16 protein-coding genes are annotated in these 15,528 nt (G+C 71.0%); 9 read left to right on the top strand and 7 right to left on the bottom strand.

Annotated features, from left to right (window positions below; genetic code table 11):
* Positions 1–2 precede the first annotated feature (2 nt).
* Both GFH48_RS33920 and GFH48_RS33915 read left to right on the top strand, forming a co-directional pair.
* The gene (locus GFH48_RS33920; RefSeq protein WP_153293233.1) at positions 3–1,217 is read left to right on the top strand and encodes a cytochrome P450; all 1,215 of its coding nucleotides are present in this window, start codon (positions 3–5) and stop codon (positions 1,215–1,217) included.
* Positions 1,218–1,224: 7 nt separating this feature from the next.
* A complete protein-coding gene (locus tag GFH48_RS33915; protein WP_153291901.1) occupies positions 1,225–1,746 on the top strand; it encodes a cupin domain-containing protein in 522 nt (173 codons plus the stop codon).
* 203 nt (positions 1,747–1,949) lie between these two features.
* On the opposite strand, the gene GFH48_RS33910 is transcribed toward GFH48_RS33915, so the two are convergent.
* Both GFH48_RS33910 and GFH48_RS33905 read right to left on the bottom strand, forming a co-directional pair.
* Positions 1,950–2,279: a hypothetical protein gene (locus GFH48_RS33910; protein WP_153291900.1), complete on the bottom strand. Its 330-nt coding sequence runs from the start codon at positions 2,277–2,279 to the stop codon at positions 1,950–1,952.
* 889 nt (positions 2,280–3,168) lie between these two features.
* Entirely contained in the window at positions 3,169–4,398 is a 1,230-nt protein-coding gene (locus tag GFH48_RS33905) for an acyl-CoA dehydrogenase family protein (RefSeq protein WP_153291899.1), read from the bottom strand.
* 169 nt (positions 4,399–4,567) lie between these two features.
* On the opposite strand from GFH48_RS33905, the gene GFH48_RS33900 reads away from it, so the two are divergent.
* Positions 4,568–5,212: a TetR family transcriptional regulator gene (locus GFH48_RS33900; protein ID WP_148008033.1), complete on the top strand. Its 645-nt coding sequence runs from the start codon at positions 4,568–4,570 to the stop codon at positions 5,210–5,212.
* Positions 5,213–5,342: 130 nt separating this feature from the next.
* Here GFH48_RS33900 and def read toward each other — a convergent pair whose 3' ends face one another.
* Positions 5,343–5,882 (bottom strand): peptide deformylase, encoded by a 540-nt coding sequence (gene def / locus GFH48_RS33895; protein WP_153291898.1) that lies wholly within the window; start codon positions 5,880–5,882, stop codon positions 5,343–5,345.
* A gap of 154 nt (positions 5,883–6,036) precedes the next feature.
* Here def and GFH48_RS33890 point away from each other — a divergent pair, with 154 nt between their 5' ends.
* The 5 genes from GFH48_RS33890 (at position 6,037) to GFH48_RS33870 (ending at position 10,758) form a co-directional block, all read left to right on the top strand.
* Positions 6,037–7,275 (top strand): MurT ligase domain-containing protein, encoded by a 1,239-nt coding sequence (locus GFH48_RS33890; protein ID WP_153291897.1) that lies wholly within the window; start codon positions 6,037–6,039, stop codon positions 7,273–7,275.
* 19 nt (positions 7,276–7,294) lie between these two features.
* Positions 7,295–8,023, top strand: a complete 729-nt coding sequence (locus tag GFH48_RS33885; protein ID WP_153291896.1) for a type 1 glutamine amidotransferase — start codon at positions 7,295–7,297, stop codon at positions 8,021–8,023.
* Between the two features lie 317 nt (positions 8,024–8,340).
* Positions 8,341–9,366 (top strand): 6-phosphofructokinase, encoded by a 1,026-nt coding sequence (locus tag GFH48_RS33880; protein ID WP_153291895.1) that lies wholly within the window; start codon positions 8,341–8,343, stop codon positions 9,364–9,366.
* 170 nt (positions 9,367–9,536) lie between these two features.
* On the top strand, positions 9,537–10,490 hold the full coding sequence (locus GFH48_RS33875) for a cytochrome c oxidase assembly protein (protein ID WP_153291894.1): 954 nt from the start codon (positions 9,537–9,539) through the stop codon (positions 10,488–10,490).
* Positions 10,491–10,599: 109 nt separating this feature from the next.
* Positions 10,600–10,758 (top strand): hypothetical protein, encoded by a 159-nt coding sequence (locus GFH48_RS33870; RefSeq protein WP_153291893.1) that lies wholly within the window; start codon positions 10,600–10,602, stop codon positions 10,756–10,758.
* A 12-nt stretch (positions 10,759–10,770) separates the two neighbouring features.
* On the opposite strand, the gene GFH48_RS33865 is transcribed toward GFH48_RS33870, so the two are convergent.
* The 4 genes from GFH48_RS33865 to GFH48_RS33850 are packed head-to-tail and all read right to left on the bottom strand — an operon-like array spanning position 10,771 to position 14,894.
* Positions 10,771–11,985, bottom strand: a complete 1,215-nt coding sequence (locus GFH48_RS33865; RefSeq protein ID WP_153291892.1) for a sensor histidine kinase — start codon at positions 11,983–11,985, stop codon at positions 10,771–10,773.
* The gene (locus tag GFH48_RS33860) at positions 11,982–13,724 is read right to left on the bottom strand and encodes a sodium/solute symporter (protein ID WP_153291891.1); all 1,743 of its coding nucleotides are present in this window, start codon (positions 13,722–13,724) and stop codon (positions 11,982–11,984) included. Before GFH48_RS33860 ends, GFH48_RS33865 begins: the two co-directional genes overlap by 4 nt.
* Before the next feature lie 43 nt (positions 13,725–13,767).
* A complete protein-coding gene (locus GFH48_RS33855; protein WP_153291890.1) occupies positions 13,768–14,127 on the bottom strand; it encodes a hypothetical protein in 360 nt (119 codons plus the stop codon).
* A gap of 11 nt (positions 14,128–14,138) precedes the next feature.
* The gene (locus GFH48_RS33850; protein WP_153291889.1) at positions 14,139–14,894 is read right to left on the bottom strand and encodes a LytR/AlgR family response regulator transcription factor; all 756 of its coding nucleotides are present in this window, start codon (positions 14,892–14,894) and stop codon (positions 14,139–14,141) included.
* Between the two features lie 77 nt (positions 14,895–14,971).
* On the opposite strand from GFH48_RS33850, the gene GFH48_RS33845 reads away from it, so the two are divergent.
* Positions 14,972–15,484 (top strand): Lrp/AsnC family transcriptional regulator, encoded by a 513-nt coding sequence (locus GFH48_RS33845; protein WP_153291888.1) that lies wholly within the window; start codon positions 14,972–14,974, stop codon positions 15,482–15,484.
* The last annotated feature ends 44 nt before the right edge of the window (positions 15,485–15,528 follow it).

Here is a 15,528-nt window from a genome sequence, read left to right as displayed (position 1 = left end):
GCATGACCGAAGAGACGATCGCCGGGGCGGTCCCGGCCGTGCGCGACTGGCCCGCCCTCGACCTGAGCGGTGTGGACTTCGACCCCGTGCTGGCCGAGCTGATGCGCGAGGGCCCGGTCACCCGGGTCAAGCTGCCCAACGGCGAGGGCTGGGCCTGGCTGGTGACCCGCCACGACGACGTGCGCATGGTCGCCAACGACCCCCGGTTCAGCCGTGAGGCCGTCATGGACCATCCGGTGACCCGGCTCGCCCCGCACTTCATCCCGGCCCGTGGCGCGGTGGGCTTCCTCGACCCGCCCGACCACACCCGGCTGCGCCGCTCGGTGGCCGCCGCCTTCACCGCGGGCGGGGTGGAGCGGGTCCGCGAGAAGTCCCGGCGGATGCTCGACGAGCTGGTCGACGAGCTGCTCCAGGAGGGTCCGCCCACCGATCTCACCGAGAGGGTCCTCGGCCCCTTCCCCATCGCGGTCATCTGCGAGCTGATGGGTGTGCCGGCCATGGACCGGGCGAACATGCACACCTGGACCCAGTTCATCCTGTCCTCCTCGCACGGCGCCGACGTCAGCGAGAAGGCCAAGAACGAGATGGGCGCCTACTTCGCGAAACTCATCGGCGACCGCGGGGGCAGTACCGGCGAGGACGTCACCTCCCTGCTCGGCGCGGCCGTCGGCCGGGACGAGGTCACCCTGGAGGAGGCCGTCGGACTCGCCGTCCTGCTCCAGATCGGCGGCGAGGCGGTCACCAACAACTGCGGGCAGCTGTTCTTCCTCCTCCTGACCCGCCCGGACCTGGCCGGACGGCTGCGGGCCGAGCCGGACATCCGCCCCAGGGCCATCGACGAACTGCTGCGCTACATCCCGCACCGCAGCGCGGTGGGCCTCTCCCGCATCGCGACCGAGGACGTGGACATCAAGGGCGTACGGATCCGGGCGGGCGAGGCGATCTACGTGTCGTACCTGGCCGCGAACCGCGACCCGGAGGTCTTCACCGACCCGGAGACCATCGACTTCTCCCGCAGCCCCAACCCGCACGTGGCGTTCGGCTTCGGCCCGCACTACTGCCCGGGCGGAATGCTGGCGAGGCTGGAGTCGGAGCTCCTGGTCGACGCGCTCCTCGACCGGATGCCGGGCCTGCGGCTCGCCGTGGCACCGGAACAGGTCCCGTTCAGAAAGGGAGCGTTGATCCGCGGCCCCGAGGCCCTGCCCGTCAGGTGGTGAGCGGACGATGACCGTGCCCGAAGGGCTCCTCGTACCGCCGGGTCACGGCCGGGTCGTGCGGACACCCGCCCAGCACGTGACGTTCAAGGTGACCGGCTCGCACTCCCGCATGGCGTCCACCTTCGAGGTGGTGGTGCCGCCCGGGTTCGACGTGGGCGCCCATGTGCACACGCGCAGCGAGGAACTGTTCTACGTGCTCGAGGGCGAACTCGACGTGCTCGCCTTCGAACCCCGGATCCGCACCCCCGACAACTGGCAGAAGTGGGAGTCGCGTTCGGGCAGCCGGGTGGTCCGGGCGACACCCGGCACGGTCATCGTCGTCCCGCCGGGCTGCCCGCACGCCTTCTCCAACCCCACCGAGACGCCGGCCAAGATGTTCTTCCAGGCGTCACCACCCCCGGACCACGAGCGCTACTTCGAGGAACTGCTCGAGATCCTGGGCAGCGGGGGCCCACCGGATCACGCGGCGATCGAGCAACTGCGCTCGCGCTACGACATCGAGCAACTCACTCCGCTGAAGCACCGGTGAGGGTGTCGCCCTGTCAGGTCGATCAGTTCAGCGGCGCGGCTGTGGAGCGAGGAAGACGCATCGAGACAACGGGCGATCGTGGGCGGCGGGGCGCCCCAGCCCTCCATCCGCCGTCGCCAGGTGCGGATTCGGGCGGACGCGGAGCTGCCCAGCGCGAGCCCGTCGTGCGGTCGTGCGGCACGGGTGCGGGGGCGCCGTTCGTCTCAGGCCCGGGATTCGATGTGGATCCGCCGGCCGTCCCAGCGGAGCGTGTCGCCCAGCCGGGCGAGTCGCGCCGGTTCCCCGTCACGCTCGATGGTGAAGCCGTCCGTGCCGAAGCCGGCCTGGTAGCCGTGCTGCCGGCACCACCGCTCCGGGACGTCCAAGCGGATGTCGGGACGGAGTTGGAGGGCGGTCGGGTCGGCTCCGGCCCGATTGCCCGCGATGTGCCGGAGTGATGCCGCCATGGCGCGCAGGTGGCGGCTCTTCCGTCTGCCGAGCGTCCGCATCGCCTCGTACTCGTACTCGAAGGCCACTTCACGCAGATCACTCACGACATCCCCTTGCTGCGGAGGCCCGTTGCCTGTCGGCTCCGGCCTCCCTGTCCACCAGCCGCACTCGCGTGTCGGACGGTGGATACGTCCGGCCCGCGGGCTTCTCAGGCCGGCGGCTTCTTCCAGGGTATGGCGAAGCGCCCACGCCCTTCGGGTAGTTGACGGCGTCGGCGCGAGCTCCGGTTGCGCACAGGCGTGCAGGCGTCGCTCTGGACCCTCGCCGATGGAAGCGACGGAGCGACGGCAAGTGTCCGGGGCTGTTCGGGCTCTTCGTTCGCGGCCCCGCGTTGCCCCGTTCGGCGGCATTTGGGTTACGGCCCGTCGTCCCGCTCGTTTGTGGCACATGAGCAGAAGTCGCAGGCTTCGGGACCTATCAGGGGCGCCGGCGTTCGAGCAGCTGACAGCCGAGCTGGCTCGTGCGGCCATGGTGGCGAAGGGCCGTAGACCCCCGCGACGGCAAACTACCGAGAAGGCGCTGCGCCCGGCGGCCGCGGAACCGGACGACAGCGGTGAGGCAGCGGCCGACTCCAGCTGACGTCCCGCCTCCTGCCCCGTATCCCACCCGCCGGCAGGCGCGCCCTGCCATGGCTGGTGTCCGGTGGGGCTGACAGGGATGGTGGTCCGGTAGCCGGATGACGGGGCCACCTCCGAGCCGCGGGAAGGGGCGCAGGCGGGCGAGGACTTCGGCGAGGGCCTGGCGGAGGCTGCCGTCGACCGGCGCGAGTCCGGCCCGGTTCCCCAGGAGACTTCCCCTGTGGGGCAGTTGAACTGCCAACCGTCTCCCAAACGGTTTTTGATCCACCGTCTCCGACGACACGGTGGCCCTCCCGATCCCGCAGGAGGACCACTTCCCCGGTAACGATTACGCGTGTCCCACTGGCCGGACCCGCTAACGGATCGGCATCCCGGACAGCGTCCGGGCGATCACCAGTCGCTGGATCTCGCTGGTGCCCTCGAAGATGGTGTAGATGGCCGCGTCCCGGTGCATCCGCTCGACGGGGTACTCGCGGGTGTAGCCGTTGCCGCCCAGGATCTGGATCGCCTGTCCGGTGACCTTCTTCGCCGTCTCGCTGGCGAACAGCTTGGACATCGACCCCTCGGCCGCCGTGAACGGCCTGCCGTTGACCGCCATCCACGAAGCACGCCACACCAGCAGGCGCGCCGCGTCGATGGAGGTACGCATATCGGCGAGCTGGAAGGCGACACCCTGATTGTCGATGATCGGCCGCCCGAACTGCTCACGGGTCCTCGCATAGTCGAGGGCGACCTCGTACGCGGCACGGGCGGTGCCCACCGCCATCGCGCCGACGGCCGGACGGGACGCCTCGAACGTGGCCATCGCTGCGTTCTTCACGCGCTCGCCGCCACCCGCCCTGACCCGCTCACGGGCGCGGGCGAGCCGCTCGTCCAGCTTCTCCTTGCCGCCGAGCAGACAGGAGCCGGGGACACGGACGTCCTCCAGGACCACCTCGGCGGTGTGCGAGGCGCGGATCCCGTGCTTCTTGAACTTCTGGCCCTGCGAGAGGCCGGGTGTGTTCGGCGGCACGATGAAGGAGGCGTGGCCCTTGGAGCCGAGGTCCGCGTCGACGACCGCGACGACGACGTGGACGTTGGCGATCCCACCGTTGGTCGCCCAGGTCTTGGTGCCGTTCAGCACCCATTCGTCCTTGGCCTGGTCGTACACCGCCCGGGTGCGCATGGAGGAGACGTCGGATCCGGCGTCGGGCTCGGACGAGCAGAAGGCCGCGACCTTGACGTCGCCCGGGTCCCCGTACATCTGGGGGATCCAGGTACCGATCTGTTCCTCGGTGCCGTTGGCGAGGACACCCACGGCGGCGAGGCCGGTGCCGACGATGGAGAGGGCGATGCCCGCGTCACCCCAGAACAGTTCCTCCATGGCCATCGGAATTCCGAGGCCGGTGGAGTCGAAGTACTGCTGGGCGTAGAAGTCCAGGGAATAGATGCCGACCTTCGCGGCTTCCTGGATGACCGGCCAGGGAGTCTCCTCGCGCTCGTCCCACTCGGCGGCCGCGGGACGGATCACATCGGCGGCGAACCCGTGGAGCCAGTCGCGGACCTCCCTCTGTTCGTCGTTGAGCTCCATGGTGAACTCGGCCATGTCCCCTCCAGCGGTGCACTAAAATGTTACTTGCGGTAACTGGAGTCTGTTACCGCCCAGTAGAGAAAGTCAACTCCCGCAGCGCGCTCGGCAGCCCGTTCGATGTACCTGGGCTGATGAGTGTTAGTTTGCGCAGGCGTCACCGAATCAGCACGGGTGGGGAGAGATCATGGACACCACACAGCGGACCGATCAGCAGAGGTCCGCCGACCGCCGCCGGCGAGAGCTGCTGGAGGCCGCGGACAGAGTGGTGCTCCGCGACGGTCCCGGCGCCTCGATGAACGCCATCGCCGCCGAGGCGGGCATCACCAAGCCGATCCTGTACCGGCACTTCGGCGACAAGGGCGGTCTTTACGCGGCGCTCGCCAAACGGCACACCGACGCCCTCCTCGGAGCGTTGCGGGCCGCGCTGGACGCGCCCGCCGAGCGCCGGGAGCGGGTGGAGGCGACCCTCGACACGTATCTCGCGGCCATCGAGGCACGCCCGCAGGTCTACCGCTTCCTGATGCACCCCTCCGAGGGCGGACAGCCGGGTGACCCGGGCTTCGACGTGGGCAAGCACTCCGCGCCCCTGCTGCGGCGCATGGGCGAGGAACTGGCCGAGGTCATCGAGGAGCGGGTCGATCTCGGCCCGGGAAGCCAGCAGCTGGCGCGGGTGTGGGGCCACGGGATCGTCGGCATGATGCACGCCGCCGGGGACTGGTGGCTGGGCGAGCGGCCGTGCACGCGCGCCGAGTTGGTACGGAGCCTGGCCGATCTGCTGTGGGGCCGGCTGGCCGCCGCGGGGGACCGTGTCGGGGGGCCCGGGTTCTGAGACCGGCCACCGGCAGCGTGGTTCCGGCTGGTCCCGCCGCCCCCGCGGCTCCTGAGGGGCGTGCGGGCCGGTGCCTCCTGCGGCACGGAACCGCGCGGCCGGCCACGCGCCCGCTACCGAACGGCCGTGATCAACGTCCCCAGGACGCCCGCGCCGCCTGCCGCATCACGCGGTGCCGGCGCCACCCGCTCAGCCGGTCCACGTACAGGCCGCCCTCCAGGTGGTCGTGCTCGTGCTGGAGACACCGGGCGAACCACCCCGTCCCGTGCACACGCACCGGCTCCCCGTCCGCGGTGAACCCCTCCACGACAGCGTGGTCGTACCGTTCCGTACCCGCTTCCAGGCCCGGCAGCGAGAGACAGCCCTCCGGACCCCGCAGGACCACACCGTCCGCCTCGACGAGACGCGGGTTCACCACATGTCCCAGATGACGGACCTCGTCGTCGTCCGGGCAGTCGTACACGAACACCCGCAGCGCCACACCGACCTGGTTCGCGGCGAGGCCTACGCCACGCGCCGCGTACATCGTCGCGAACATGTCCTCGACGAGCCGGGCGAGTTCGGGACCGAACTCGGTGACCTCCTCGCACGCCGTGTGCAGGACGGGGTCGCCGAGCAGAGTCACCGGGCGGACGTGCCCTCGGGAGCCGGGGATGGAGCCGTGTCGCATGGCGGCAAGGGTACGGTCCTTACTGGCGCGCGAACGTCGCGCGGGCACCGTCGTGGTGCCGCGATTCGGGCACGTGAGTGGATCTCGATAGGCTGAGGCCCACACGGTGCCGGGGGCAGAGGCGCGGCGCGTACGCAAGGAGGATCGAGAAACGATGTCAGGCAACTCGGACCCGCTGTCGCCGCGGGCCAAGCTGGCCGTGACGGCGGGCAAGGCGGCGGCTGCCGTCTCGCGGGCCGCCGGACGCGGCAGCGGATCGGTGATCGGCGGCCGGGTGGCTCTCAAGCTCGATCCCGACCTGCTGGCACGGCTCGCCACCCACCTGGACGTGATCCTGGTGTCGGCGACCAACGGCAAGACCACGACGACCCGGCTGATCGCGGAGGCGCTCGGCGCCGCCGGACCGGTCGTGTCCAACGCGCTCGGCGCCAACATGCCCGCGGGCATCACCTCGGCGCTGGCCGGTGGCTCGGACGCGAAGTTCGCGGTCATCGAGGTCGACGAGAAGTACCTCTCCGGTGTGGCGCGCGACACCGACCCGAAGTGCATCGCGCTGCTCAACCTCTCCCGCGACCAGCTCGACCGGGCCGCCGAGACCCGGATGATGGCCGAGCACTGGCGCGAGGGGCTGGCCGGCTCCAAGGCCGTCGTGGTCGCCAACGCCGACGACCCCCTGGTCGTGTGGGCCGCGTCCTCCTCCCCGAACGTCATGTGGGTGGCGGCCGGACAGATGTGGAAGGACGACGCCTGGTCCTGCCCGTCCTGCGGCGGTGTGATGCAGCGCCCCGGCGACGACTGGTTCTGCGGGGACTGCGGATTCCGCCGTCCGACGCCGACCTGGGCGCTCTCCGGCGACCACGTCCTCGACCCGCACGGCTCCGCCTGGCCGATCCACCTCCAGCTGCCCGGCCGCGCCAACAAGGCGAACGCCGCCTCGTCGGCCGCCGTCGCCGCCGTCTTCGGAGTGCCCCCGCAGGTCGCCCTGGAACGCATGTACCAGGTGCAGGCGGTGGCCGGACGCTACGACGTGGTGCAGTTCATGCAGCGCGACCTGCGTCTGCTGCTCGCCAAGAACCCCGCGGGCTGGCTGGAGACGTTCTCCCTCATCGACCCGCCGCCCACCCCGGTCATCCTGTCCGTGAACGCGCGGGGCGCCGACGGCACCGACACCTCCTGGCTGTGGGACGTCGACTACACCCGGCTGACCGGGCACCCGATCTTCGTCCTCGGCGATCGAAAGCTCGACCTCGCGGTGCGCCTCGAGGTCGCGAACCAGTCCTTCCAGGTCTGCGAGACCCTCGACCAGGCCGTGCAGCTCGCACCGCCCGGCCGTATCGAGGTCATCGCGAACTACACCGCGTTCCAGGATTTGAGGCGTCGTGTCGGCAACTGAGCCACGGAGGACGAAGAGAATGAGTGACAACAGCCTGCGTCTGGTGTGGATCTACCCGGACCTGCTGAGCACCTACGGTGACCAGGGCAACGCGCTCGTCGTGGAGCGCCGGGCCCGCCAGCGCGGACTCGACGTCGCCCGTCTCGACGTGCGCAGCGACCAGCCGATCCCCACCTCCGGCGACATCTATCTGATCGGCGGCGGCGAGGACCGGCCGCAGCGCCTCGCCGCGGAGCGGCTGCGCCGCGACGGGGGCCTGCACCGCGCGGTCGGCAACGGCGCGATCGTCTTCTCGGTGTGCGCCGGCTACCAGATCCTCGGCCACGAGTTCATCAACGACCTGGGGCAGCGCGAGCCGGGCCTCGGCCTGCTCGACGTGGTCTCGACCCGCGGCGAGGGCGAGCGGTGCGTCGGTGACGTGCTCGGGGACATCGACCCGCGCCTGGGCCTGCCGCAGCTGACCGGTTTCGAGAACCACCAGGGCGTCACCCACCTCGGCCCCACCGCGCGCCCGTTCGCGCAGGTGCGGCTCGGCAAGGGCAACGGCACGGGCGACGGCACCGAGGGCGCGTACAACGACACGGTCTTCGGTACGTACATGCACGGTCCCGTGCTCGCCCGCAACCCGCAGATCGCCGACCTGCTGCTGAAGCTGGCACTCGACGTGAACGCGCTGCCTCCGATCGACGACAGGTGGTACGAGGCGCTCCGGGGCGAGCGCATCGCCTCCGCCCAGCAGCCGGCCTGAGCCGACCGGCCACCACCGGGACGCGCGAGCGGGCATCCGGCGGTCCGGCGGTCCGGCGGTCCGGCGGTCCGGCGGTCCGGCGGTCCGGGCACGATGTCCACAGGGCGCGCTTGAGGGATACCTCAAGCGCGCCCAAGGTGTGTGCGGCACGGTGGGCGAGAGAGCCCGCCTGACAGCTGGTCCGCTCACTTGTGCGGCCGCGTCCACCAGGCGGACGCCTGCTACGGCACCACCCCGTCCCGCCGGTAGGGTGATCGGGATTCCAGCCGGACAACGTGGTCCGGTCCCCGGCCCACGTTGAGAAGGTATTTCGGGCTATGCGCATTGGTGTCCTCACGTCCGGCGGCGACTGCCCCGGCCTGAACGCGGTCATCCGGTCCGTCGTGCACCGTGCCGTCGTCGACCACGGCGACGAGGTCATCGGCTTCCGGGACGGCTGGAAGGGTCTTCTGGAGTGCGACTACCTGAAGCTCGACCTCGACGCGGTGAGCGGCATCCTGGCCCGCGGCGGCACGATGCTCGGCTCCTCCCGGGTCCAGCCCGCGCATCTGCGTGACGGTGTGGAGCGGGCCAGGGGACATGTCGAGGAGCTCGGCCTCGACGCGATCATCCCGATCGGCGGCGAGGGCACCCTGAAGGCGGCCCGGCTGCTCTCGGACAGCGGTCTGCCGATCGTCGGCGTGCCGAAGACCATCGACAACGACATCGCCGTCACGGACGTGACCTTCGGCTTCGACACGGCCGTCGGCGTCGCGACCGAGGCCCTGGACCGGCTGAAGACCACCGCCGAGTCCCACCAGCGGGTGCTGATCGTGGAGGTCATGGGCCGCCACACCGGCTGGATCGCGCTGCACTCCGGCATGGCGGCCGGCGCCCACGCCATCGTCGTACCGGAACGCCCCTTCGACATCGAGGAGCTGGCGGCCAAGGTGGGCGAGCGCTTCGAGGCGGGCAAGCGGTTCGCGATCGTCGTGGCCGCCGAGGGCGCCAAGCCGCGCGCGGGCACGATGGCCTTCGACGAGGGCGTGAAGGACGTCTACGGGCACGAGCGGTTCGCCGGCATCGCCCGGCAGCTCTCCCTCGAACTGGAGGAACGCCTCGGCAAGGAGGCGCGTCCGGTGATCCTCGGACACGTTCAGCGCGGCGGCACACCGACCGCGTACGACCGGGTGCTCGCGACGCGGTTCGGCTGGCACGCCGTGGAGGCCGTGCACCGGGGCGAGTTCGGCATGATGACCGCGCTGCGCGGGACCGACATCGTGATGGTGTCCCTCGCGGAGGCGGTGGAGACGCTGAAGACGGTGCCCGAGGAGCGGTACGCCGAAGCGGAGTGCGTGCTCTGAGGGCCTGAGGCGGCCCGCCGGCCACGCCACGGGTTCGTGGCGGCTTGTCCCGTGGTTCCCCGCGCCCCTCGCCGCGGCGCGGACGCCTACCCCGGTCATGGCGGTGACCGGGGCCGGTTCTACTCTGGTGCGGACAGACAGCACAACCCGTACTAATCAGGAGCCGGCGGATGGAACACAGCGGGCACGGCATGACCATGGATCTGCCGCCGTTCACGCTGGGGAGGGGGCTCGCGTGGTCCGCGGACCCGTTCTTCCTCGTCGCCTGTCTGGTGGGGCTCGGGCTGTACGGCTGGGGGGTCGTGCGGCTCGCCCGTCGCGGCGACGCGTGGTCGGCGGGACGGACCGTCTCGTTCGTCGTCGGCGTGCTGACCGTGATGCTGATGATGTGCACGAGTCTGAACGACTACGGCATGGTCATGTTCAGCGTGCACATGGTGCAGCACATGGTGATCAGCATGCTGTCGCCCATCCTCATCCTGCTCGGGGCACCGATCACGCTCGCGCTGCGGGCCCTTCCGGTCGCCGCCAGACGGGGCACCAAGGGACCCCGTGAACTGCTGCTGATGTTCCTGCACAGCCGCTTCATGCGGATCATCACGCACCCCGCGTTCACGATCCCGCTGTTCATCGCGAGCCTGTACGCCCTGTACTTCTCCCCCATCTTCGACTTCCTGATGGGATCGGGGACGGGGCACACCGTGATGATGTGCCACTTCCTCGCCGTCGGCCTGGTCTTCTTCTGGCCGATCATGGGCGTCGACCCCGGACCGCACCGGCCGGGCTATCTGCTGCGGATGCTGGAACTGTTCGCCGGGATGCCGTTCCACGCGTTCTTCGGCATCGCGCTGATGATGGCGTCCACCCCCATGGTCGAGACGTACAAGAACCCGCCCGCCTCGCTCGCCATCGACGCGCTCACCGACCAGAACGCGGCGGGCGGCATCGCCTGGGCGTTCAGCGAGATCCCCTCCGTCCTCGTGCTGCTCGCGCTGCTGTTCCAGTGGTACGGCTCCGAGCAGCGGCAGGCCCGCCGCACGGACCGGGCGGCGGACCGCGACGGCGACAAGGAACTCGAGGCGTACAACGCCTACCTGGCCTCGCTCGACGCCCGCAGCCACTGAATCACCTCCAGACCGCCGGACCAGCCCTGGCGATCCTCCTCCCGCCGGGTGAAAATGGCCGCAGGCCACGGCCCGCGTCGCGGACCCGCCGGGAGAGGGGTGTGCTGCGATGCCCGGTTCGACGAAGACCATGGGGGTGCTCACCGTCGGTGGGCTGGTTGTCGTGACGGCCTACACGGTCGCGCTCGGCAGCAACGGCTGGCTGTGGTTCGGCTGGGTGGTGCTCGGCCTGATCACCATCGCGATGGTCGCCGCCCGCGGAGCGTGACGTCCTTCGCGCTCACTGCCGGGGCAGCCGTCCCGCCGAGTGCACGCCCGGTTGGTACTTGGGCAGCCGGGCGGTGATCCTCATGCCGGCCCCGACCGCGGTCTCGATGACGAGGCCGTAGTCGTCCCCGTAGACCTGGCGCAGCCGGTCGTCGACATTGGACAGACCGATGCCGTCCGAGGGGCTGACCTCACCGGTGAGGATGCGGCGCAGCCGTTCGGGGTCCATGCCGGTGCCGTTGTCCTCGATGACGACCAGCGCCTCGGCGCCCGCGTCCTGCGCGGTGATGCTGATGTGGCTCTTGTTCGACTTGTCGGCCTTGCCCTCCAGTCCGTGTTTGACGGCGTTCTCCACCAAGGGCTGGAGACAGAGGAAGGGCAGCGCCACCGGCAGCACCTCGGGCGCGATCTGCAGGGTGACCGAGAGCCGGTCGCCGAACCGGGCCCGTACGAGTGCCAGGTAGTGGTCGATGGCGTGCAGTTCGTCGGCGAGGGTGGTGAAGTCACCATGCCTGCGGAACGAGTAGCGGGTGAAGTCCGCGAACTCCAGCAGCAGTTCGCGGGCGCGCTCCGGGTCGGTGCGGACGAACGAGGCGATCACCGCGAGCGAGTTGAAGATGAAGTGCGGGGAGATCTGGGCGCGCAGGGCCTTGATCTCGGCCTCGATCAGGCGGGTACGGGATCGGTCGAGGTCGGCGAGTTCCAGTTGCACCGAGACCCAGCGGGCCACCTCTCCCGCGGCCCGGACGAGCACGGCGGACTCGCGGGGCGCGCAGGCCACGAGCGCTCCGTGCACCCGGTCGTCGACGGTGAGCGGCGCGACCACGGCCCAGCGCAGTACGCAGTCCGGCTCGTCGCACCGCAGCCGGAAGGCCTCGCCCCGGCCGCTCTCCAGCGGTCCGCCGAGCCGGTCCATGATCTCGGTGCGATGGTGCTCCCCGATGCCGTCCCAGGCCAGGACGGTGTCCTGGTCGGTGAGGCAGAGCGCGTCGGTGCCCAGCAGGGTGCGCAGCCGGCGCGCCGACCTGCGGGCGGTCTCGCCGGTGAGGCCCGCGCGCAGCGGGGGCGCGGCGAGCGACGCGGTGTGCAGGGTCTCGAAGGTGGCGTGCTCGACGGGCGTGCCGAGGCCGCCGAGGTTCTCGGGCCGCGCCGTCCGCCTGCCGAGCCAGAACCCGGCGGCGAGCAGGGGGAGGACGGCCACGCACAGCCCGGCCAGGAATCCGCTCATACCTCGGCCTCCTTCGTGTGCGCGGCCGCGCGCACCTGGCCGTCGGACAGTTCCTCGGGGAGGTGGAAGCGGGCGAGGATCGCCGCCGTGCCCTGCGGTACCCGGCCCGGCGTCGCCAGCGACACCAGGATCATGGTGAGGAATCCGAGGGGGACCGACCAGAGCGCGGGCCAGGCGAGCAGCGCGTGCGGCGTGCCGGAACCGGGGTAGCCGGCCATGGTCGCGGCGACCGCGAGGAAGGCCGCGCCGCCGCCGATCACCATGCCGGCGGCCGCGCCCTGCGGTGTCAGCCGCCGCCACCAGATGCCGAGGACGAGCAGGGGGCAGAAGGAGGAGGCGGACACGGCGAAGGCGAGTCCCACGGCGTCGGCGACGGGCAGTCCGCCCACCATCACGCTGGCGGCGAGCGGCACCACCATGGCGAGCACCGTGCCGAGTCTGAAGTGGCGGACCCCTCGCGAGGGCAGCACGTCCTGGGTGAGGACCCCGGCCACCGCCATGGTCAGTCCGGACGCGGTGGACAGGAACGCGGCGAAGGCGCCGCCGGCCACCAGCGCGCCCAGCAGGTCGGCGCCGAGTCCCCCGATCACGCGGTCCGGGAGCAGCAGGACGGCGGCGTCCGCGTTCCCGGTGAGGCTGAGTTCGGGAGCGTAGAGGCGGCCCAGCGCCCCGTAGACGGGCGGCAGGAAGTAGAAGGCGCCGATCAGGCCGAGGACGGCGACGGTGGTGCGGCGGGCGGCGACTCCGTGCGGGCTCGTGTAGAAGCGGACGACCACGTGCGGGAGTCCCATGGTGCCGAGGAAGGTGGCGAGGATCAGTCCGTAGGTGGCGTAGAGGGGGCGTTCCTCGCGGCCGGCCGCGGGCGAGGTCGACATGCCGCCGTCGCCGGCGCGGTCGGCGGTCGGTACCGGGTCCCCCTTCGCGAAGGTCAGCCGGGTGCCGCGCGCGATGCGGTGGACGCCGGCCGGAAGCCGGACGCGCTCGCTCTGGTAGCGGTGGCCGTCCACGGTTCCCGTGGCGGTGACGGCCAGGGGGTCCGGCAGTCTCAGGTCGAGGGTGCCGTCGACGCGGACGACCCGCTGCGCGCGGAAGGTCGCGGGTTCGTCGAAGGCGTCGCGCGGGGCGCCGTCGCCCTGCCAGGCGAGGACCAGGAAGAGGGCCGGGACCAGCAGGGCGGTGAGTTTCAGCCAGTACTGGAAGGCCTGGACGAAGGTGATGCTGCGCATGCCGCCCGCGGCGACCGTGGCGACCACGACGACCGCGACGAGTACGCCGCCGAACCAGTCGGGCGCGTCGGTGAGTACCGCCAGGGTGAGCCCCGCGCCCTGGAGCTGGGGCAGCAGATAGAGCCAGCCCACGCCGACGACGAAGGCACCGGCGAGTCGCCGGACCGCCTGCGAGCCGAGCCGCGCCTCGGCGAAGTCGGGCAGCGTGTAGGCGCCGGAGCGGCGCAGCGGGGCGGCGACGAACAGGAGCAGCACGAGGTAGCCCGCCGTGTATCCGACGGGGTACCAGAGCATGTCCGGGCCCTGGACCAGCACCAGGCCCGCGATGCCGAGGAAGGAGGCGGCGGAGAGGTACTCCCCGCTGATCGCGGCCGCGTTCAGCCGGGGTCCCACGGTGCGTGAGGCCACATAGAAGTCGGAGGTGGTCCGGGACATGCGCAGGCCGAACGCCCCGACCAGGACGGTCGCGACGACGACGAGGGCGACGGCGGGCACGGCGTAGTTCTGGTTCACCGGGCGGTGCTCCCCGCGCCACGAGCGCCGGTCGGACGGCTCCTCAACGGTCCTCGACCAGTCGCACGAAGTCCCTCTCGTTGCGCTCCGCGCGGCGCACGTACCAGCGGGCCAGCAGGACCAGGGGCGGGTAGACGCAGAAGCCGAGCACGGCCCATTCCAGGCGCTCGCCGTCCGGTATCGCGGCGAAGACCAGGGGCAGCGGTCCGACCAGGAGAACCAGGACGGCGAACACCACCAGGGCGGCGCGTAGTTGACTGCGCATCAGTGAGCGGACGTAGGTGTGGCCCAGCGTGGTCTGTTCGTCTATCTCGGTCCTCGGCCGGTAGTAGCCGGACGTCCTGCGGGTGCGCCGGGGCGCCCCGGTGACGACCACGCGGCGTTCGGTCGGGTCCTGCGGCACGCCGTTCCCCCTCAGCTGCTGGTCCGGCGCATCAGCAGGTCACGCAGTTCGCGCGTGTGCCGACGGCTGACCTGGAGTTCGACGGAGTCCACGAGAACGCTCACCGTACCCGCGTCCAGGCGGAGTTCGCCTATGTGGCGCAGGGCGACGAGGTGACGCCGGTGGATGCGGACGAAGCCGCGGGAGCGCCAGCGTTCCTCCAGGGTGGACAGCGGTATGCGGACCAGGTGGCTGCCCTGCGCGGTGTGCAGGCGCGCGTAGTCCCCGTGTGCCTCGACGTGGGTGATGTCCTCCACGGCCACGAAGCGGGTCACGCCGCCGAGTTCGACGGAGATGTGGTCCGGGTCGGGTTCGTGCACGGGGATCAGCGGTGCGGTGCGCCGGAGTTGGTCCGCCCGGCGGACGGCCTCGGCGAGGCGCTCCCTGCGTACCGGCTTCAGTATGTAGTCGACGGCCTTGAGGTCGAAGGCCTGGACGGCGAATCCCTCGTGCGCCGTGACGAAGACGACCAGCGGCGGATGGGCGAATCCGGTGAGCAGCCGTGCCAGGTCGAGTCCGTCGAGTCCGGGCATGTGGATGTCGAGGAAGACGACGTCGATCGCCTCGGGCCCGTCGGGTCCGGAGGCGAGGGCCCGGTTGATCCGGCGCAGTGCCTCGGTCGCGTCGCTCGCGCCCTCGGCGCCGGCGACCCGGGGATCGGCGTTGAGGAGATAGAGAAGCTCCTCCAGGGACGGTTGTTCGTCGTCGACGGCGAGCACGCGCAGCATGGAAGTGGAGTGTAGGAGCGATTCGTACGCCTGGACATGTGCGGGGCATGGACGTTCTCGCTGGATACAGTGCCGCCATGAACAGCAAGCCCGGGATGTTCGACGAACTCGACCGCAAGATCATCACGGCCCTGATGGCCAATGCCCGGACGAGCTTCGCCGAGATCGGCGCGGCGATCGGCCTGTCGGCGACCGCCGTCAAGCGGCGGGTGGACCGGCTCCGCGAGACGGGCGTGATCACCGGGTTCACGGCGACGGTGAAGCCGACGGCGCTCGGCTGGCGTACGGAGGCGTACGTCGAGGTGTACTGCGAGGGCGCGGCGCCGCCCCGACGGCTCGCGGAGGTGGTCCGCAACCATCCGGAGATCACCGCCGCCATGACCGTGACCGGGGGCGCGGACGCGCTGCTGCATGTACGCGCCACCGATGTGGACCACTTCGAGGAGGTCCTGGAGCGGATCCGCACCGAGCCCTTCATCCGGAAGACGATCAGCTACATGGTGCTGTCCCATCTGCTGCCGGAGGCTCCCGAGGCGGGCGCGACCCATGCCGCCCCGGCGGAAGCCCAGGACGCATCGAACGTGCGCTGACCACCGTATTTGCGCAGCGATGCTGCGCGTACACGCAGCTCTCC

Source organism: Streptomyces fagopyri, from assembly GCF_009498275.1.
In the GTDB taxonomy this organism is placed as follows: Bacteria; Actinomycetota; Actinomycetes; order Streptomycetales; family Streptomycetaceae; genus Streptomyces; species Streptomyces fagopyri.
The sequence above is the reverse complement of the archived record's forward strand: the minus strand, read 5'-3'. Positions and strand labels throughout refer to the sequence as shown.